General features: G+C 66.5%; 16 protein-coding genes and 1 pseudogene. 1 reads left to right on the top strand and 16 read right to left on the bottom strand.

Features of this window, described 5'->3' with window-relative positions:
* The 16 genes and pseudogenes from GSQ83_RS09545 to der all read right to left on the bottom strand — a co-directional run.
* Positions 1–194 (bottom strand): annotated as a pseudogene (locus tag GSQ83_RS09545) (dihydropteroate synthase); the annotation flags it as partial.
* 555 nt (positions 195–749) lie between these two features.
* The gene (gene ftsH / locus GSQ83_RS09540) at positions 750–2,669 is read right to left on the bottom strand and encodes an ATP-dependent zinc metalloprotease FtsH (protein ID WP_158802646.1); all 1,920 of its coding nucleotides are present in this window, start codon (positions 2,667–2,669) and stop codon (positions 750–752) included.
* A 216-nt stretch (positions 2,670–2,885) separates the two neighbouring features.
* Positions 2,886–4,061, bottom strand: a complete 1,176-nt coding sequence (gene tilS, locus GSQ83_RS09535; protein ID WP_158802645.1) for a tRNA lysidine(34) synthetase TilS — start codon at positions 4,059–4,061, stop codon at positions 2,886–2,888.
* A gap of 112 nt (positions 4,062–4,173) precedes the next feature.
* Entirely contained in the window at positions 4,174–5,043 is an 870-nt protein-coding gene (locus GSQ83_RS09530) for a tol-pal system YbgF family protein (protein ID WP_158802644.1), read from the bottom strand.
* Positions 5,044–5,263: 220 nt separating this feature from the next.
* Positions 5,264–5,776 (bottom strand): OmpA family protein, encoded by a 513-nt coding sequence (locus GSQ83_RS09525; RefSeq protein WP_158802643.1) that lies wholly within the window; start codon positions 5,774–5,776, stop codon positions 5,264–5,266.
* Between the two features lie 221 nt (positions 5,777–5,997).
* Complete coding sequence (gene tolB / locus GSQ83_RS09520; protein ID WP_371417989.1) at positions 5,998–7,281, bottom strand: Tol-Pal system beta propeller repeat protein TolB; 1,284 nt, start codon at positions 7,279–7,281, stop codon at positions 5,998–6,000.
* Positions 7,282–7,391: 110 nt separating this feature from the next.
* The gene (locus tag GSQ83_RS09515) at positions 7,392–8,522 is read right to left on the bottom strand and encodes a hypothetical protein (protein WP_158802641.1); all 1,131 of its coding nucleotides are present in this window, start codon (positions 8,520–8,522) and stop codon (positions 7,392–7,394) included.
* Positions 8,523–8,590: 68 nt separating this feature from the next.
* On the bottom strand, positions 8,591–9,097 hold the full coding sequence (gene tolR, locus GSQ83_RS09510) for a protein TolR (protein ID WP_158802640.1): 507 nt from the start codon (positions 9,095–9,097) through the stop codon (positions 8,591–8,593).
* Positions 9,098–9,100: 3 nt separating this feature from the next.
* Positions 9,101–9,817 carry a protein TolQ gene (gene tolQ / locus GSQ83_RS09505; RefSeq protein ID WP_158802639.1) on the bottom strand — a complete coding sequence of 239 codons (717 nt, stop codon included), beginning with the start codon at positions 9,815–9,817 and terminating at the stop codon, positions 9,101–9,103.
* An 18-nt stretch (positions 9,818–9,835) separates the two neighbouring features.
* Complete coding sequence (ybgC, locus tag GSQ83_RS09500; protein ID WP_305782227.1) at positions 9,836–10,303, bottom strand: tol-pal system-associated acyl-CoA thioesterase; 468 nt, start codon at positions 10,301–10,303, stop codon at positions 9,836–9,838.
* Positions 10,304–10,501: 198 nt separating this feature from the next.
* On the bottom strand, positions 10,502–11,590 hold the full coding sequence (gene ruvB, locus GSQ83_RS09495; protein WP_158802638.1) for a Holliday junction branch migration DNA helicase RuvB: 1,089 nt from the start codon (positions 11,588–11,590) through the stop codon (positions 10,502–10,504).
* Positions 11,587–12,198 (bottom strand): Holliday junction branch migration protein RuvA, encoded by a 612-nt coding sequence (gene ruvA, locus GSQ83_RS09490; protein WP_158802637.1) that lies wholly within the window; start codon positions 12,196–12,198, stop codon positions 11,587–11,589. Before ruvA ends, ruvB begins: the two co-directional genes overlap by 4 nt.
* Positions 12,195–12,719: a crossover junction endodeoxyribonuclease RuvC gene (gene ruvC, locus GSQ83_RS09485; RefSeq protein WP_158802636.1), complete on the bottom strand. Its 525-nt coding sequence runs from the start codon at positions 12,717–12,719 to the stop codon at positions 12,195–12,197. The genes ruvA and ruvC overlap by 4 nt, the downstream gene beginning before the upstream one ends.
* A gap of 64 nt (positions 12,720–12,783) precedes the next feature.
* Complete coding sequence (locus GSQ83_RS09480; protein ID WP_158802635.1) at positions 12,784–13,536, bottom strand: YebC/PmpR family DNA-binding transcriptional regulator; 753 nt, start codon at positions 13,534–13,536, stop codon at positions 12,784–12,786.
* 161 nt (positions 13,537–13,697) lie between these two features.
* A complete protein-coding gene (gene lexA, locus GSQ83_RS09475) occupies positions 13,698–14,432 on the bottom strand; it encodes a transcriptional repressor LexA (protein ID WP_158802634.1) in 735 nt (244 codons plus the stop codon).
* A 311-nt stretch (positions 14,433–14,743) separates the two neighbouring features.
* Complete coding sequence (gene der / locus GSQ83_RS09470; RefSeq protein ID WP_158802633.1) at positions 14,744–16,105, bottom strand: ribosome biogenesis GTPase Der; 1,362 nt, start codon at positions 16,103–16,105, stop codon at positions 14,744–14,746.
* A gap of 48 nt (positions 16,106–16,153) precedes the next feature.
* Here der and GSQ83_RS09465 point away from each other — a divergent pair, with 48 nt between their 5' ends.
* Positions 16,154–17,476 carry an MFS transporter gene (locus tag GSQ83_RS09465; RefSeq protein ID WP_158802632.1) on the top strand — a complete coding sequence of 441 codons (1,323 nt, stop codon included), beginning with the start codon at positions 16,154–16,156 and terminating at the stop codon, positions 17,474–17,476.
* Positions 17,477–17,611 lie beyond the last annotated feature (135 nt).

The raw sequence follows: 17,611 nt of genomic DNA, 5'->3' as shown, positions 1-17,611 counted from the left end.
GCCCCCCCCCCCGGCCGCGTCCTCCCCCCGCCGATGTCGAGGATATCCGCGCCGGCATTCAGCATCGCACGTCCGGCGGCAACGGCGGTTTCGGCGGTCGCCCGGCGGCCACCATCGCTAAAGCTGTCGGGCGTGACGTTGAGAATGCCCATCACGCGCGGAGCACTGAGGTCGAACCCGGCCCAGCGTATCATTGCGATCGGAGAGACCAGGCAGAGGCGCCGACCATCGAGCGCGGTCCCATCATAGACCCTTCATCCTGCTGCTGTAGGTCGGCCGCGCAATCATGGAGAAGCACATGCAAAGAATCGATCAAACCAATCGCTGGGGTTCGCAAGCTGGGCAACGATTGTCGGATCCCTCGCCTCCACCATTCGAACTCGTGCCCAGCCTCGGAGCTGGCGCGACGTCGCCCTCCAGCGGGCGTCGGCCCTATCCTCCTCGCAGCGCGAAGGACAGCACCGTGACCCCGCCTGAACAGAAAGACGGCGTGATCGCGACGGCCGCTATCGTTGGGTCGGTGCTCACCGGGGTCGCCATCGTCGCGAGCTTGGCCGCAACTTTCTTCGCTGCGACTAGGGCTTTGAATCGGGAAGATGACGATACTGCGGCGGATCCAAACTCCGCCGGGCCGCCACGCCGTCCTCAGTTCCCTGTTGCGCCGCGCCCAGGGCCAACTTCGCGACAGAACTCGCCCCGGCGGAATAGGAAGACGGGGCTAACGCCTGGCCAGCCCCGGGGCTACTGATTCAAGCTGGCTGCGGTGCCTGACCAGGGGAAACCGGCGGCGCCGCGCGGCCCGAGGATGGCACCGAACTGCGGCGGCTTTCCGGCGGTGGCAGCTCGTCTACCGGCGTGCGGATCACTGGGTCACCCCGCATGATGCCGCGAATTTCCTCGCCCGAGAGCGTCTCGAATTCCAGCAAGGCGCGCGCGATCGCATGGAGCTCGTCGAGATGGACGGTGAGGATCGTCTTCGCCTTGCCGTACGCCGCGTCGATGATGCTCTTGATCTCGCTGTCGATCTCGCGTGCCGTCACTTCCGAGACGTTCTTGTGCTGCGTCACGGAGTGACCCAAAAACAGCTCCTGCCCGTTATCGCCGTAAGCGATCATGCCGAGCTTATCGCTCATGCCCCATTCGGTGATCATCCGGCGGGACTGGTCGGTCGCCATCTTGATATCGCCCGAAGCGCCGTTGGACACCTTGTCCGCGCCGAACACGATCTCCTCGGCCGCGCGGCCGCCCATCGCCATGGTCAGCTCGCCGAGCAGCTTGGACTTGCTCTTCGAATAGCGGTCGCCTTCCGGCAGGCTCATCACCAGGCCAAGCGCACGGCCGCGCGGGATGATGGTGGCCTTATGGACCGGGTCGCATTCCGGCTCGTGCATGGCGCAGAGGGCATGGCCTGCCTCGTGATAGGCCGTCATACGCTTCTCGGCCTCGCTCATGACCAGGCTGCGGCGCTCGGCGCCCATCATGACCTTGTCCTTGGCGTCCTCGAACTCGGCCATCGCGACGACGCGCTTGGAGCGGCGGGCGGCCAGCAGCGCGCCCTCGTTGACCAGGTTGGCGAGATCGGCGCCCGAGAAGCCAGGCGTGCCACGGGCAATCACCTTCGGATCGACATCGGCGGCCAGCGGCACCTTGCGCATATGCACGCGCAGGATCCGCTCGCGGCCATTCACGTCGGGGTTTGGCACCACCACCTGGCGGTCGAAGCGGCCGGGGCGCAGCAGCGCCGTATCCAGCACGTCAGGCCGGTTGGTGGCGGCGATGAGGATCACGCCCTCGTTGCTCTCGAACCCGTCCATCTCGACCAAAAGCTGGTTGAGGGTCTGCTCACGCTCGTCATTGCCGCCGCCGAGACCGGCGCCGCGATGGCGGCCGACAGCGTCGATTTCGTCGATGAAGATGATGCAGGGCGCGCTCTTCTTGCCCTGCTCGAACATGTCACGCACGCGGCTGGCGCCGACGCCGACGAACATCTCGACGAAGTCGGAGCCGGAAATGGTGAAGAATGGCACGTTCGCCTCACCCGCGATGGCGCGGGCCAGAAGCGTCTTGCCGGTGCCGGGCGGGCCGACCAGCAGCACGCCCTTGGGGATTTTGCCGCCGAGGCGCTGGAATTTCTGGGGGTCCTTCAGGAACTCGACGATCTCTCCGAGTTCGGTCTTGGCCTCCTCGATGCCGGCGACATCCTCGAAGGTGACGCGGCCCTGCTTCTCGGTCAGCAACCTGGCGCGGGACTTGCCGAAGCCCATGGCGCGTCCGCCGCCGGACTGCATCTGGCGCATGAAGAAGACCCACACGCCGACGAGCAGCAGCATCGGGAACCACGACAGCAGATAATGCAGCAGCGGGTTGCTATCGGCATCTGGCGGCTTGGCGACGACGTGCACGTCCTTGGCCGTCAGCGTCTCGACCAGGCTGGGGTCGTTCGGCGTATAGGTCTCGAAGTTGCGGCCGTCCTTGAGGTCGCCCGAGACATTGCGGTCCTGGATCACGACGTCCTTGACGTTGCCCTGCTTCACCTGGCTGAGGAAATCGGAATAGGCCATCTGGGTCGCATTGCTATGCGTCGTCCCAGGCTGGAACAGGTTGAACAGCACCACCAGAAGCAAGGCGATGACCACCCAAAGGGCGAGGTTTCGACCGAAATTGCTCATCACGACATCCAGTTCCTGGCCGCTAGTGCAAGGATCGGGCGTTGGCCGCCGCCGTCCAGGCCTCCCTCAGGAGGGTATCCTCCCGATGGTCCGGGTTTCCGCTGCCCTAATGCAAGGGCAAATCGCATGGTTTTGCACATCGTCATCCTAACATAGGACGTCTTGGACTTCGCTGCATCCCCGGAAGCACAGCACGAATCTTCTTAGACCATGCGTCTACATCATGGCATGGCTAAAGGCTGCTCCCGCCACTGGCTGGGCCGGCGCGAAGACCAGCCGCCTTCCCTGTGGCGCTGGCGCAGCGGACCAGCCGAGCGCGGGGACCGCGACCACGACCCCGTCGTGACGGAAAGCGGGCAGAGTTGCAAGCAAAACGGCGGGGAGTTCGCTCAAACGCCGGAAACGCACGGCATCCTTTCCGAGCGCGCCGATCGTCTCCATCGGCAGTGCGGCATCCTCGGCGATCCGCCGGAACCTGTCGTCCCAGGCAGCGCCAGCGGTGGCGGGAACCGGTGGCGCCATGGCGGCGGCCTCCCGCAGCACGAGGAAGCCGGGTCCCATGCGCCCCGCCGGCACAAGTCGCGCGCCGCCCAGACAAGCGGCCTGGGGCGCGGCAGCCAGGGCCGCGACGGGCTGAGTTGCGGGTGCGTAGAGCCCTCCGACGCAGATCCGCAACACCGCGGCCAGGGCGTTGGCGGGCCAGGGACCGGCGGGCAGGATCGCGAATCCCTCGGGCCGGATCGTGGCATGGCTGGCGAGCCACTGTGCCGTGTGCGTTTCCTCCGTGCGCCTCTCTCGGCCACCTGCGAAAGCGCCCTCACAAAGCTTGAGTGTCTCGGCACCTACGCCCTCCGGATCCGACCGCATCGCGCGCAGCCTGGGCCGCAGATAGTGCCGATCGCTGTTGGTGGGGTCCTCCGCCCAGCCGATGCCGCGTTCGCGCAAGGTCGCGCGCAGTCGCCCCGGCGGCACCGTCAGCAGCGGGCGGAGGAGTCTGACATTGCCTAGCTGAACAGAGGCGGCCATCGCCGCCAAACCCGCTGGTCCGCTGCCCGAGGCGCGCCTCATGAGCACCGTCTCGGCCTGATCCCCCGCGTGGTGGCCGAGCAGCAGGTCGAGGATACCATCGGCTCGGCAAGCCGCCTGGAGCGCGGCGTAGCGCGCGGCGCGCGCCCGTGCGGGCAAACCGGGACCAGGTTCGAGCCCTTTGAGCTTCAGAATCCGCGCCGGGATGCTGAGACGCGAAAGCGTCGCGGTGGTAGCCTCAGCCTCAGCGCCAGCCTCCGGCCGCAAGCCATGATCGACGACAAAAGCGGAGAGCGTCCCACCCTGCGGCGCCATCCACTCCGCGGTTAGGACGGCCAGAGCAAGGCTATCCGCCCCACCCGACACCGCAAGCCCGAGGCGTGGCGCCCGGCCGAAGGGTCCGAGTGGCGCCAGCGATGCCGCGAATTCGGCCCCAGCGACCGACGCCAGCCCTCGTGGTGCTTGGCTCCCAACGATATCAGCAGCCGAGTTTGCGGTGCTGCGCGGCGATGGGCGAAGCCAGATAGCCCGGCGGATTGGGGAACTGCGTCTTAAGCGTCTTCAGAGTGTCGCAGGCGGCGGCCTTCTGGTTGATCGCGGCCAGGGTCGCGGAAAGCCCCAACAGAGCGCTCGGTGCCCGCTTCCCCGCGTGATTCATGTTGTAGGTATCGTCGAAGGCGATCGCCGCTTCCTGGTAGCGCTTCTGGCCCTGCAGGGACTGGGCGAGCAGGAATTGCGCGTCATAGGCGCGCGGCGACTTGCGGTGCTTCGCGAGAATTTCGCGTGCGATGCCCTCGGAGGTCTGGAACTGCGCGTTGTGCAGGGCGGTATTGCCCTGTTGCAGCAACAATTCGGGCGTCGCGGCGGCCCCTGGCCCGGCTGGTGGCGCGCTCGGCACGGCCGGGGCCGAGGCTGCAGCCGCCGCACCGCCCGCCGCGGCTGCCGCGGCTGCTCCGCCACCGCTCTGCCCATTCTGAACCTGGAAGCTGAGGTCGCCCATCTGCTTGGTAAGCTGTGCATTCTGCGTCTGTAGTTGATTCTGCAACTGCTGAACCTGGCCGTTGAGCGTGCGTACCTGGTCCTCAAGCGTGCCAACCCGCTGCAGCAACTGTGTGGTCAAAGGCCCGGAATCGGAGCCGCCTCCCGAGGAGGGTGCGGGCGCCGACTGGCCGCCTTGCTGCACCTGGCCCTGAAGTTGCTGCATCTGGTTCTGCAGCGCCAGGATTTCGTTCTGCAGCGTCAGGCCCTCCTGGCTCTGTACCGCGCTCTGGGCCTGCGCCGCACCCGGGGCAAGGGCCGTGCAGCAAAGCGCAAGCGCGGAAAGGCCAGCGAGCAGCGTCGTCTTCATCGGGAGCTTATCCTTTGGCCAGCGGGATAGACGGGTGCACCCCGCCCGCGATCTGTCGAGACTATCATTGGCTGTCAAGGTTTTCGAGCCCGTTGCTGAGGCATGAACCTCGCATCAAATCGGATTCCGCCAAGCCCTCAAAAGAAAAGGCGGGCAACCTGCGCTGCCCGCCCCTCCCGAAACCAGATCGTGATCGCTCCCGCCGGGAGCCTCGGCTGCCTTAGGAAGAGGCGCCGGTGCCTTCCTGCGGATTGTGGCCCTGCACGGAGGTGATCGCGTTGCGGTTCTGTTGATAGGACTGCTCGTCGTCGCCCTGGGCGACCGGGCGGTCCTTGCCATAGCTGATGGTCTGGATGCGCGAGCCGTCTACGCCCTTGGAGACAAGGTAGTCGCGGGCGGCATCGGCGCGGCGCTGGCCGAGACCGAGGTTATACTGCTCGGTACCGCGCTGGTCACAGTTGCCGGCGACCAGAACTGCGATTTGCGGATACTTGCCCAGCCAGGCGCCCTGGTGATCGAGCGTCGTGGAAGACTCGCCGCTGATGGAGGACTGGTTGTAGCCGTAGAACACGCGATCGCCGACATTGGCGACCAGGTCCTCTTCGCTGCCCGGGGCGGGGCCGGAGGTCATGGCGGTGGCGCCTGCGCCGGTGGACACGCCTGTTGCGGCGGGCTTTGCGCACGCGGCCAATAGCGCGACGGCGGCAAATGCGCCCAGCAACTTAATGTTCATGTCGATCCAGGTCCCTAATGTGGGTGGTTGGTTACGCTACTATCGAAGTGTGGATACAGTCGTTGACGACAAGAAGAAAGACTTCACCAAAAAAGCGAAAGTTTCGCCTTAGGCGCGCATTACCGCGCCGGCTTGAGCGGGTCAAGCTAACAGAGGCTAGGGCACAGAAAAACCCCGCTTTTGGCAGGGTTTCCCGGTCTAGGTAACGATATGGCCCGAATTCAGGATAGCAGCGGTGACCAGGCTGGATCGGAGGCGCTGGTGGAGGTCCGCAGCACCTGCTCGTTGAAGCCGGTAATGTCGATGGTGACGAGCTGGGAGCCGCCGCCGCCGCCGCGCTGGAACATCAGCACGCGGCCGTTCGGGCAGAAGGTGGGCGATTCCACGTCGAAGCTCTCCGACAGGATCCGCTCGCCCGAGCCATCCGGTGCCATGACGCCGATGCCGAATGTGCTGCCGAGGCGGGTGAAGGCGATGAGGTCGCCGCGGGGCGACCACACCGGGTCGCCATAGCGCCCCGAGCCGAAGCTGATGCGCCGCGCGCCGCCACCGCTGGCGCTCATCACATAGAGTTGCTGGTCGCCGCCGCGATCCGATTCGAAGACGATCTGGCTTCCGTCCGGACTGTAGCAGGGCGAGCTGTCGATGGCGCCGGAGCTGGTGAGTTGCTGCACATTGCCGCCGCTCAATGAGCAAGTGACGATGCTGGACCCGCCATTCTGATACAGCGACATGATGATACTGTTGCCGTCCGGGCTGAAACGAGGCGCGAAGGTCATGGTGCGGAAGTTGCCCACCAGCCGCCGCGTGCCAGAGCCGAGGTCGAACACATATACCCGCACGGCATGCCCGATGTAGCTGATGAAGGCGAGCTGATCGCGCGTCGGGCTGAAGCGCGGGCCAAGCGCGGTCCAGCTGCCATCCGTCAGGAAGCGGTTATTGGCGCCGTCCTGGTCCATGATGGCGAGGCGCTTGGTCGGGTTGTTGCGCGGGCCGGTGGTCGAGATATAGGCGATGCGGGTATCGAAATAGCCCTTCTCGCCGAGCAGCCGCTGATAGATCACATCGGCGATGATATGGGCGATGCGCCGCCAGTTGCTGGTCGTTGTCGTATAGGCGGTGCCCTGCAACTGGGTGCCGGGCAGCACATCCCATAGCCTGAACTCGACGCGCAGCTGGCTGCCGGACTGGGTCACGGTGCCGGTGACGAGCGCCTGCGCCCCGGTGCCCTTCCAGACGCCGAAATCTGGCGTGCCGCCGCTGGCATTGGCGACGCCCGAGCCGTCCACGATGCGGAACAGTCCGGAGCGGTTGAGGTCGTTGGAAATGACCCCCACGAGGTCGCCGGCATCGGTGCCGCCGCCGAAAGCCGGGATGGCGATCGGGATCGGCGCGGTGCGCGCGCGGCTGACGTCGATGACGGCCGTCGGGCCGCCCGCGGCAGGGGCGGCATTCTGGGCGAGGGCGGGCAAGGCAAGGGTCGCTGCCATGGTCGTGCCGATCATGCCCCGCCGGGTTACTCGGCGAATGGTACCGGGCAGCACCAGTCCGCGAGCGGTCTCTTCGGCGAAGGCGGTCTCATTGGTGTCGGTCATGACATCCCCTGCTTTTAGCTTCACGGGCTGAAGCGGAAGGTGAAGGTTTGGTTGGCGCCCATCATGCTCTTGGGTAGCGGTAAATTCGAGCAGGCGGGATCGAGCACGGCGCGCACCGCGCGTTCGGCGAAGGCGCGGAACACCGGGTCACCCGCCGCACGGCCTTGGTCCGACGGCGCCACCTGGGCGAGACGGGCGGTGCCGGAGGCATCCGTCGTCACCTTCAGCATGACCCGCATCTGCTGCACGTTCTCGGCGGCAGAGTCGATCGTCCAGCACCGGCGGACCTGGTCACCAATAGCGCCGCGCTGTGCCGAGGTCAGCGCGGCCGTCGCGTCGGAGTTGTTCGGATTGCCGCCGCCATTCGGCGCGCCACCCTGTAGCGGGTTGTAGCGCGCGGTCGGCGCCTTCTGGTTGAGGTTCATTGATCGCAGCTTATCGAGCGTGTTGAGCACGGTCTGGCTCATCGGCGCCGGATTTGCCGTGGGATGCGGCTGGTTGGTCGGGCTCGGCGGCGCCGGCGGAGCCGGTGGCGCGGGCGGTGGCGGCATCGGCAGCGCCGGCTGTGCCTCGGCCGTCTGCTGCGGTGAGGGCGGCGTCGGCGGCGTCGGCTTGGCGACCGGCGGTGTGGGTTTCGGCGGCGTCTCGGGCTGCGGCGGCTGCGGCGCCGGGGGTGGCGGCGGCGGCAAAGGCGTCGCGTCTGGAGACGGTGTTGGCGGCGGCTGCGGCACGGGTGGCTGCGGCAGCGGCGGCGTGGGTGTCGGCGGCTGCGGTGGTGGCGGCTGCGGCTGTGGCGGCGAAGGGGCAGGCGGAGGTGGTGTCGGCACCGGCGGCGTCGGCGGTGTGTCGCTTTGCGGCGGAGGTGGCGGCGGAGGCGGCGGGGGTGGCGCATCCTCCAGCGGCTGCGGCGTTGGCGCCTGCGTCGCCTTCGGTGCTTGCACGGTAGTGGCGGTATCGGCGGGGGCCGCGACCTTGCCGGTCTTATCAGCCTGTTGCGCCGGTGCCACGGGTCCCACGAAATCGACCGAGACAGCCGCCAGTTCCTGCGTGTCGTCCGGCTTCTTGGACGGCAGTGAGATCAGCAGCGCCACCAGCAGCACTACATGCAGCACGCCGGAGGCGATTGCGCCGCGGCGCATCTCCGGGGTCATGGTGCAACTCTGCGAAGGCTGGACAAGTCGGTTTCCATCCTAGCCGTGCGTCCCGAAGTCCGCGCCCCTCACGGAGCGCTGGCGGCCGGAGCCGGTGCCGCGTTTGTGGGAGCCGTGGTGGCGGGCGCCGCACCTGTAGGCATGGGCGCGCCGTTCGGCTGCTGGGCCAGCAAGGCGACCTTGGTGAACCCGCCGGCGACGATGGTGCCCATCACCTGCATGATCTGGCCGTAGGACACGGTCTGGTCGCCGCGCACGAAGATGCGGCGATCAGTCTGCCCATTGCTGAGCGATTCCAGCTTACCGACAAGCTCGCCGATCTGAACTTGGTCGTTCTGCACGAAAACCTTGCCCTCGGCATTGATCGAGAGGGTGATCGGGGTGCTATCGGCATTAACGGGCTTGGCAGCAGTCTTCGGCAGATCGACGGTGACGCCTGAAGTCATCAGCGGCGCCGTCACCATGAAGATGATGAGCAGCACCAGCATGACGTCCACCAGCGGCGTGACGTTAATCTCCGCTAACGGCTTGTAACGTCCGCGGGCTCTCGGGCCGCCCATGCCTCCGATCGCCATCGCCTAGACCCTCTCTTCGGTCTGGCGGGACAGGATGGCGCTGAACTCGGTGCCGAAACCCTCGAGCCGGGACGCGAAACGCGCCAGGTCCGTGCCGATCTTGTTATAGGCGAGCACGGAGGGAATGGCGGCGACGAGGCCGATGGCGGTGGCGAACAGCGCTTCCGCGATGCCTGGCGCGACCACGGCGAGGTTCGTGTTGTGCATGGCGGCGATGGCCGAGAAGCTGTGCATGATGCCCCAGACGGTGCCGAACAGCCCGATGAAGGGTGCGGTCGAGCCGATCGAGGCGAGGAAGATCATCCAGCGTTCCATCCGCTCCAGCTCGCGCTGGATTGTCACGTTCATGGCGCGATCGACGCGTTCCTTGACCGCCGTATGGCTGATATCGGCACCGGCGATGCGGCTGGTGCGGCGCCATTCGCCCATGGCGGCGCCGAAAACGGCGGCCATAGGATTGGTCGGCTTCTGACCGTCCTGCTCATAGAGGTCGTCCAGGCTGCCGCCGGACCAGAAACGATCCTCGAAAGCCAGCGCCTCCCGGTTCGCGCGGCGGATGGAGGTGACCTTCTCGAAGATGATCGCCCAGACCCACACGCTTGCCACGAGAAGGCAGAGGATGACGAGCTTGACGACGATATCCGCCTCGAGGAACAGCCCCCAGAGCGAGAGGCTGCTACCGGGCGCCGCCAGCGAGGTGGCATTGACCGCCTGATCCAATTCCCGAAACCCCTTTTCCTATCCGGCCGAGCCTTGTGATGACCCAGCCGCTGTCTTCATCGCCGTCAACGCGAGTCGCCACGGCGCGGGCATCCGCTCCGCGCGCCCCGTCTCGGCGCGAATGCTGACCAAGGTCAAGCCCAAGACAGCGATCGTTTCGCTGTCGCGCAGAATGCTCTGCCGCAAAATCAGTGATGCGGCGCCCACTTCCACGGCGGCGGTGACCACGGTCAGCCACTCGTCCAGCCGGGCTGGGCGCTGATAATCCACTTCAACGCGCCGCACCACGAAGATCATGCCGTATTGCAGCATCATAATGTTATGCGGCAGGCCCATGGCTCGCAGTGACTCGGTGCGGGCGCGCTCGGCGAAGCGCAAATAGTTGGCGTGATAGACGATGCCGCCCGCATCGGTGTCCTCGTAATAGACGCGGACATCGTAACGGTGCAGCCCATCCGCCATCTCAGGCGGCAGGGGCGAGGTCATAAAGACTTCCTTATGTCGTGCGCGGTTTGGCTACAGCAGGACGTCTCTGGTTTTGACCATGCTCGTTCTACCAGGTCATGCTCAGCGAAGGCCGGGCATCCACGCCTTCCTTGCTCGACGAAGGCAAGGCGTGGATGGCACGCCTTCGCGTGCCATGACGGATCTGCGGGTCCCCGTTCAATACTGGATCATCAGGCTCTATGGCGAGGACGGCAGATCCGAGAGCAGGTCGCGCTGCTCAGGCGAGAGCGGCGGTGGTGCTAAGTCCAGATGCCGCCAGCCCGGGGTGCCCAGCATTCGCCCACGGCTGGTTCGCAGGACAAATCCCTCCTGGATGAGATAGGGCTCGATGACATCCTCCAGCGTGTCGCGCGCTTCCGCCAGGGCCGCCGCCAGCGTCTCGACTCCGACCGGCCCGCCGGCATGGTGCTCTGCGATCCGGCGCAGATAGCGGCGATCCATCGCATCCAGCCCGCGCGCATCGACCTCCAGCCGGATCAGCGCGGCATCCGCCGTATCCCGATCCACCCGCGACTGGCCTTCCACCAAGGCGAAATCCCGCACCCGCCGCAGCAGACGCCCAGCAACGCGCGGTGTCCCGCGCGACCGGCGCGCGATTTCCTCCGCACCCTCGGAGGAGAGGTCGAAACCGAGCAGCCGGGCGCCGCGCGCCACGATCAGCTTCAGCTCCTCCGGCGTATAGAGCACCAGCCGCAACGGAATGCCGAAACGGTCGCGCAGCGGCGTCGCCAGAAGCCCGGAGCGTGTCGTGGCGCCGACCAGCGTGAAGGGCTGCAGGTCAATGCGCAGCGTGCGCGCCGCCGGACCCTCGCCGATCACCAAGTCGAGCTGGAAATCCTCCATCGCGGGATAAAGCACCTCCTCGATGGCCGGCTGCAGGCGGTGGATCTCGTCGATGAACAACACGTCGCGCGGCTGCAGGTTGGTCAGGATCGCGGCGAGGTCGCCCGCCTTCTGGATCACGGGGCCCGAGGTCGCGCGGAAGCCCACGCCCAGTTCCCGCGCCACGATCTGCGCCAGCGTGGTCTTACCGAGGCCCGGTGGACCGTGCAGCAACACGTGGTCCAGCGCCTCGCCCCGCTGCCGAGCTGCCTCGACGAAGATCGCGAGGTTGCGCCGGCTGCCTTCCTGCCCGACGAAATCCGCCAGGGTTTGCGGCCGCAGGTTCCCCTCTCCAGAGTCCTCCGGCGCACGCGTCGAGGAGACTGTGCGGTCCTCGCTTTCGGGCTCGGCGGCCGGACTGCCCCGGCTTTTCCGCCCGCTCATTGCGCGAGTTCTCGCAGACAGGCGCGGATCAGGCTGTCGAGATCGGCATTATCGCCGAGCCGGGATTGCGCGCGATTGAGCGCCGCCTGCGCTTCCGGCCGCCGATAGCCGAGGTTGAGAAGCGCCGAAAGCGCGTCCCCGGCGGTGCCGCTCGGCATGCCGCCCGGTGCCTGGAGGCCCTCGGCCAAGCTGACCGGCTGCGAAAGGGCGCCGGCTTTCTCCCGCAACTCCAAGGCCAGCCGCGCCGCGAGCTTCGGCCCGACGCCGGGCGCCCGGCCGAGCGACGCGCGGTCGCCGCTGGCGATGGCGAAGGACAGCTCGTCCGCCGAGAGGGTGGAGAGGATAGCCAGCGCCACGCGCGGCCCCACACTCTGCACCGTTGTCAGCAGCCGGAACCAGGCGCGCTCGGCGGAGGTGGCGAAGCCGTAGAGGGTGATCGCATCCTCCCGCACGAAGGTCTCGATGAGCAGCCTCGCTTCCGCCGGAGGGGCGGGCAGGTTGGACAGCGTGCGGGATGAGGCATGGACGAGATAGCCCACGCCGCCGACGTCGATGATACAGCGTCCATCCTCATGGCCATCGACGGTGCCGCGTAGGCTGCCGATCATGGCGTGAGGCTCCTTTCGCGCGCCGGCTGGCCCCAGGCATTGCGGCTGGAGCGGTGGTGCGCGTGGCAGATGGCGACGGCCAGCGCATCCGCCGCATCCGCGCGCTTGAGCGTGGCGCCAGGCAGCAACCGGCGGACCATGAGGCCGACCTGGTTCTTGTCCGCGCCACCCGTGCCGACCACCGACAGTTTCACGGTTTTCGCGCCATATTCGGCGACGATGATCCCGGCCAGCGCGGGCGCCAGCAGCGCCACGCCTCGGGCATAGCCGAGCTTGAGTGTCGCGGTGGCGTTCATGTTGACGTAGGTCTCCTCGACCGCCGCTTCCTGCGGCCGGTAGGTCTCGATGAGGGCGCTCAGCGCCTCGTGCAGCGCGCGGAGCCGCTCCGGAACACCGGCGTCGCTGTCGGTCAGCACGATGCCATCCGCGATATGCCGCAGGCGGTTGCCCTCCGATTCCACAACGCCCCAGCCGGTAATGCGGAGGCCGGGATCGATGCCAAGGATGCGGATGACGGTCATGGGGCGATCCTACGCCCGTCGAAGCCTGAGGCGTGAAGCCCCGGCAGGCGGGCACTCTCAACCCTCATCCGGACAGCTTCTGCAGCACCGCCTCGGGCAGGTCGAAATTTGCATAGACGTTCTGCACGTCGTCCGACTCGTCGAGGATATCGAGCAGCTTGAGCACGGAGGTCGCGGCCTCCTCATCGAGCGGAACCGTGGTGCGCGGCCGCCAGTCGAGCTTGGCGCTTTCGGGCGGACCGAAGCGTGCCTCCAAAGACTCCTGCATCGCGAAGAAGCTCTCGATCGTGCCGGTGATCTCATGTGCCTCGTCGCTGCTCTCGACATTGTCGGCACCTGCCTCGATGGCGGCTTCGAGCATGGCATCTGCGCTGGCGGCGGCGGCGGGATAGCGGATCACGGCCAGCCGCTCGAACATGAAACTGACCGCGTTGGTTTCGCCCAGTGCGCCGCCATGCTTGCTGAAGGCGGCGCGGATGTCCGACGCGGTGCGGTTGCGGTTGTCGGTCAGCGCCTCGACGATGACGGCGACGCCTGAGGGGCCGTAGCCCTCGTAGCGGACCTCGGCATATTCCTCGCCGGGGCCAGCGCCGGACCCGGCCTTCTTGATGGCGCGGTCGACCGTATCCTTGGGCATATTCTCCTTCCGCGCCGCGAGCACGGCGGAGCGGAGGCGCGGATTGGAGGCCGGGTCGGGCAGCCCTTGGCGGGCCGATACCGTGATCTCGCGAATGAGCTTCGCGAACTGGCGGGCGCGCCGCGCATCCTGCGCGCCCTTGCGGTGCATGATATTCTTGAACTGGCTATGGCCGGCCATGGGGAAGGCTCCGGAAGGCGGGTCTGAGGAAAGCCTTGGTCTCCGCCAACCCGCCCCGCCCCGTCAAGCCGGGATCAGTCGCGGCGTCCTTCAGTGCCGGGCCTGATTTCTCCGGCTGCGGGCGCTCGAGGCTCAGCCCCGCAACCCGGTCTGGCTTTGGATCAGTAGCGGCGGAGCAGCGCCACCAGACGGCCCTGCACGCGCACGCGTTCAGCGGGAAATATCCGGCTCTCGTAACGTGGATTGGCGGGTTCGAGCGCGATCGAATTGCCGCGCTTGCGCAGCCGCTTGAGCGTGACTTCATTGTCATCAACCAATGCGACGACGATCTGTCCGGTTTCGGCGGTCTCGACGCGGCGGATGATGACCGTGTCCCCGTCCAGGATCCCGGCTTCGATCATGGAATCGCCGGCAACCTCCAGCGCGTAATGCTCGCCGGAGCCGAGCAGCGCGACTGGCACTTCGATGTGTTCGGAGGTATCGCGCAGCGCCTCGCGCGGGAGGCCGGCGGCGATGCGGCCATAGAGGGGGAGTTGCACCGCGCCCGCTTCATGCGCCGCGCGAACACCCGGCAGGCGCCCGGAGAAATCACCGCGAATAACGGTCGGCGCGAAACCAGCCTCCCGGCCCGCGACCGCTTTCGCGGCCGGTCTGATGTCCCGCGCAATCGGATTGAGCGAATCGGCTGGCATCCGCAGCACTTCCAGCGCCCGCGCCTGATGGTGGCGCCGGCTGAGGAAGCCGCGTTCCTCAAGCGCCGAGATCAGGCGATGGATGCCCGATTTAGACTTGAGGTTTAATGCCTCCTTCATCTCGTCAAAGCTCGGCGAATAGCCGGCGGATTTGAGATGGCGGTCGATGAAGACCAGTAATTCATGCTGCTTACGCGTCAACATGGTCCTGCACCCCGAAAGACGGTCACCTTGCCGCTGAAAGAGCGGAACAAATCGGCAACAATGCGACTTCTATGTGGTCGCGCCGAGCCGCGTCAAGCGAGAGGAACGTTTCGAGTCTAGTCTTTTGGCAGAGAACACTGTGGGCAGTTCGTCAATCAAACGAGACGAAGTGGCGTGGAAGTCTTGGAAGGCGGTGTTTGAGACAACCCACCCCCGACCCTCTCCTTGCAGGGAAGGGAGTTCCTGTCTCGCTTCCACCCACCTTCATCCCTCGCAGCAAGCGAGGGGTGAAGGTGGGTTCTTGCTTTGCCCTAGTCCCTGTCGCCATCTGCATACGGATTGACCGAACCACGGAAGTCGATCCGCAGCGGAACGCCCGGCAGTTCGAAGACCTCGCGCAAAGTATTGACCAGGTATCGCCGGTAATCCTCGGGCGTCGCCTCCGCACGGGTGCCAAACACCACGAATGTCGGCGGCCGAGCATTGGCCTGGGTGATGTAGCGCAGCTTTAGCCGGCGGCCCTGCACCGCCGGCGGCGGATGGCGGCTCAGCGCATCGGCGAACCAGCGGTTGAGCGCCGATGTTGGCACGCGCTTGTTCCAGGTGGCGTGAACCGCCCGCACCGCCGGCAATAGCCGCTGCATCCCCGAGCCCGTCAGAGCGCTGATGGTCACGACAGGGACGCCTTTGAGCTGCGCCAAGCTGCGCTCCAGCCGATCCGACACGGCGCGCCGCACGGCTTCCCGGTCTGGTACGGCATCCCACTTGTTGAGCGCGACCACCATCGCGCGCCCCTCGCGCTCGACCAGCCGGGCGATCTGAAGGTCCTGATCGTGCAGCCCGTCATTCGCATCGACGGTCAGAACCACCACCTCGGCGAAGCGCATGGCGTTGATGGTGGCGGCGGTGGAGAGCTTCTCCACATCGTCCTGCACCCGCGCGCGGCGGCGCAGCCCGGCGGTATCGACAAGTTCGTAGACGCCGCCCTCCGTGTCGTGCAGCGGCAAGGTGATCGCGTCGCGGGTGATCCCAGGTTCCGGTCCGGTCAGCATGCGGTCCTGGCCGAGCAGGCGATTGACCAGGGTCGATTTCCCCGCATTCGGTCGCCCGAGGATGACAAGGCGCAGCGGCCGTCCCTCGCTGGGTTCCGCTTCCTCGCCGATTTCCTCGGCGGCTGGAGGCAGGCGCTCGGCGATCTCGCTCATGAGATGGCTCATGCCTTCGCCATGCTCGGCCGAGACCGCGATCGGGTCGCCGAGGCCTAGCGTATAGGCGTCGAAAGCGTTCGCGGTGCCGGCGCGGCCCTCGGCCTTATTGGCGACCAGCATCACCGGCCGGCCGAGACGGCGCAGCCAGGTGCCGAAATGGGCGTCCGGCGGCAGGATGCCGGCGCGGGCATCGACCACAAACAGGATGAGATCGGCTTGTTCCAGCACGCTCGCCGCACCAGCTCTCATCCGGCCGGACAGGCTTTCCGGCGGCGCTTCCTCCAGCCCCGCCGTATCGACGATGCGGACTTCCCGGCCGCCCAGCATGCACGTGGCATCCTGGCGGTCACGGGTAAGGCCCGGCTGATCGGCGACCAGCGCCTGGCGGCGGCCGACGAGTCGGTTGAAGAGGCTGCTCTTGCCGACATTGGGTCGGCCAGCGATTACGACGAGCGGGGTTTCCATGCGAGACGGGCAATACTGCCGAATGCCCTAGGGGAGTAAGGGGGGTTCATGAGCGATCGTGTGATTGAGCGCCCCGGCCAGGGGCCAGGGGCTGACCCTCAGACCAATTCCCAGACTGTTCCGCGCTACGGCGTTGCCGCCGAGGGCACGGTGATGATCATTCTGCTGGCCATTAGTTTTTCGCATTTTCTCAACGACAGCATGCAGTCGCTGCTGCCGGCGATCTATCCGCTGCTCAAGCACGAGTTCAATCTGAACTTCGTACAGATCGGCTTCCTGACCTTCACCTTTCAGGTCACGGCGTCACTGCTGCAGCCGCTCATCGGGCTCTATACCGACCGCAAGCCGCAGCCTTTCTCGCTGGCCTCCGGCATGGTCTTCACTTTCGTCGGTCTGGTCCTGCTCGGCTTCGCCTGGAGTTTCGTCATCCTCCTGGTGGCGGCGGCGCTGATCGGGCTGGGCTCCTCGGTATTTCACCCGGAATCCTCGCGCGTCGCGCGGATGTCCTCGGGCGGCCGTCACGGCTTCGCGCAGTCGGTTTTCCAGGTCGGCGGCAATGCCGGCACCGCGATGGGACCGTTGCTCGCCGCCTTCCTGGTGGTGCCTTTCGGCCAGCACAGCATCATCTGGTCGGCGTCGCTGGCGCTCATCGCGATCCTGGTGCTGGCGGGGGTTGGGCGCTGGTATCATGGACGCTTGCTCGAAACCGCCCGGCGTCCGCCGCGCGCCGTCGCCGATGTGGAGAGGCTGCCAGGGCGCCGCGTCGCCTGGGCCATGGTGGTGCTGACGCTGCTCGTCTTCTCGAAGTATTTTTATCTGACGAGCCTTACCAGCTACTACACTTTCTACCTCATCCACCGCTTCCACCTCGGGGTGCAGGCGGCGCAGATCTATCTATTCGTCTTCCTCGGCGCGGTGGCCCTGGGCACGCTTGTCGGTGGCCCGATCGGGGACCGCATCGGACGTAAGCCGGTGATCTGGGTTTCGATCCTCGGCATCCTGCCCTTCACCTTGGCTCTGCCCTTCGTGGGTCTGTTCTGGACCGCCGTGCTGTCCGTCATCATCGGCGTCATCCTGGCTTCCGCGATGCCTGCGATTGTCGTCTACGCGCAGGAGTTGATGCCGGGGAAGGTTGGCACTGTCTCTGGCCTGTTCCTCGGTCTGGCTTTCGGGATGGGTGGCCTTGGTGCCGCGCTGATTGGTCTGCTCGCGGATCATGCGGGAATCGTCGTTACCTACCAGATCTGCTCGCTTCTGCCGCTGATCGGGCTCCTCGGCGTCTTCTTGCCGGATATCGGCGGCTCGGGCCGCCGCGCCCCGCGACGCGGTAAGGCGACGGGCGCTGCACTGTCATCTGCCCGCTCGCGTTAGAGTGAGCGAGCTTTTTCTGCCGTTTGTGTCGTAATGTAACGACGGCGGTTCCCGGACCGGTCAGGCATGCCTGGCGGCACGGTGTGCCGTCTCGCAACAGGCGCCAAAAGGCAGGGACGGTAGGTGTGCGGGCTC

Origin of the sequence: Acidisoma sp. L85, from assembly GCF_009765865.1 — a bacterium.
GTDB lineage: Bacteria > Pseudomonadota > Alphaproteobacteria > Acetobacterales > Acetobacteraceae > Acidisoma.
The sequence above is the reverse complement of the archived record's forward strand: the minus strand, read 5'-3'. Positions and strand labels throughout refer to the sequence as shown.

Coding starts and splice junctions, on each gene's coding strand:
- tolR (WP_158802640.1), bottom strand. CDS start 9,097: ATGGCGATCGGAGGCATGGGCGGCCCGAGAGCCCGCGGACGTTACAAG.
- lexA (WP_158802634.1), bottom strand. CDS start 14,432: ATGTTGACGCGTAAGCAGCATGAATTACTGGTCTTCATCGACCGCCAT.
- ruvB (WP_158802638.1), bottom strand. CDS start 11,590: ATGAGCGGGCGGAAAAGCCGGGGCAGTCCGGCCGCCGAGCCCGAAAGC.
- GSQ83_RS09480 (WP_158802635.1), bottom strand. CDS start 13,536: ATGGCCGGCCATAGCCAGTTCAAGAATATCATGCACCGCAAGGGCGCG.
- ruvA (WP_158802637.1), bottom strand. CDS start 12,198: ATGATCGGCAGCCTACGCGGCACCGTCGATGGCCATGAGGATGGACGC.
- ftsH (WP_158802646.1), bottom strand. CDS start 2,669: ATGAGCAATTTCGGTCGAAACCTCGCCCTTTGGGTGGTCATCGCCTTG.
- ruvC (WP_158802636.1), bottom strand. CDS start 12,719: ATGACCGTCATCCGCATCCTTGGCATCGATCCCGGCCTCCGCATTACC.
- tolB (WP_371417989.1), bottom strand. CDS start 7,281: ATGATCGGCACGACCATGGCAGCGACCCTTGCCTTGCCCGCCCTCGCC.
- der (WP_158802633.1), bottom strand. CDS start 16,105: ATGGAAACCCCGCTCGTCGTAATCGCTGGCCGACCCAATGTCGGCAAG.
- GSQ83_RS09515 (WP_158802641.1), bottom strand. CDS start 8,522: ATGACCCCGGAGATGCGCCGCGGCGCAATCGCCTCCGGCGTGCTGCAT.
- GSQ83_RS09530 (WP_158802644.1), bottom strand. CDS start 5,043: ATGAAGACGACGCTGCTCGCTGGCCTTTCCGCGCTTGCGCTTTGCTGC.
- ybgC (WP_305782227.1), bottom strand. CDS start 10,303: ATGACCTCGCCCCTGCCGCCTGAGATGGCGGATGGGCTGCACCGTTAC.
- GSQ83_RS09465 (WP_158802632.1), top strand. CDS start 16,154: ATGAGCGATCGTGTGATTGAGCGCCCCGGCCAGGGGCCAGGGGCTGAC.
- GSQ83_RS09525 (WP_158802643.1), bottom strand. CDS start 5,776: ATGAACATTAAGTTGCTGGGCGCATTTGCCGCCGTCGCGCTATTGGCC.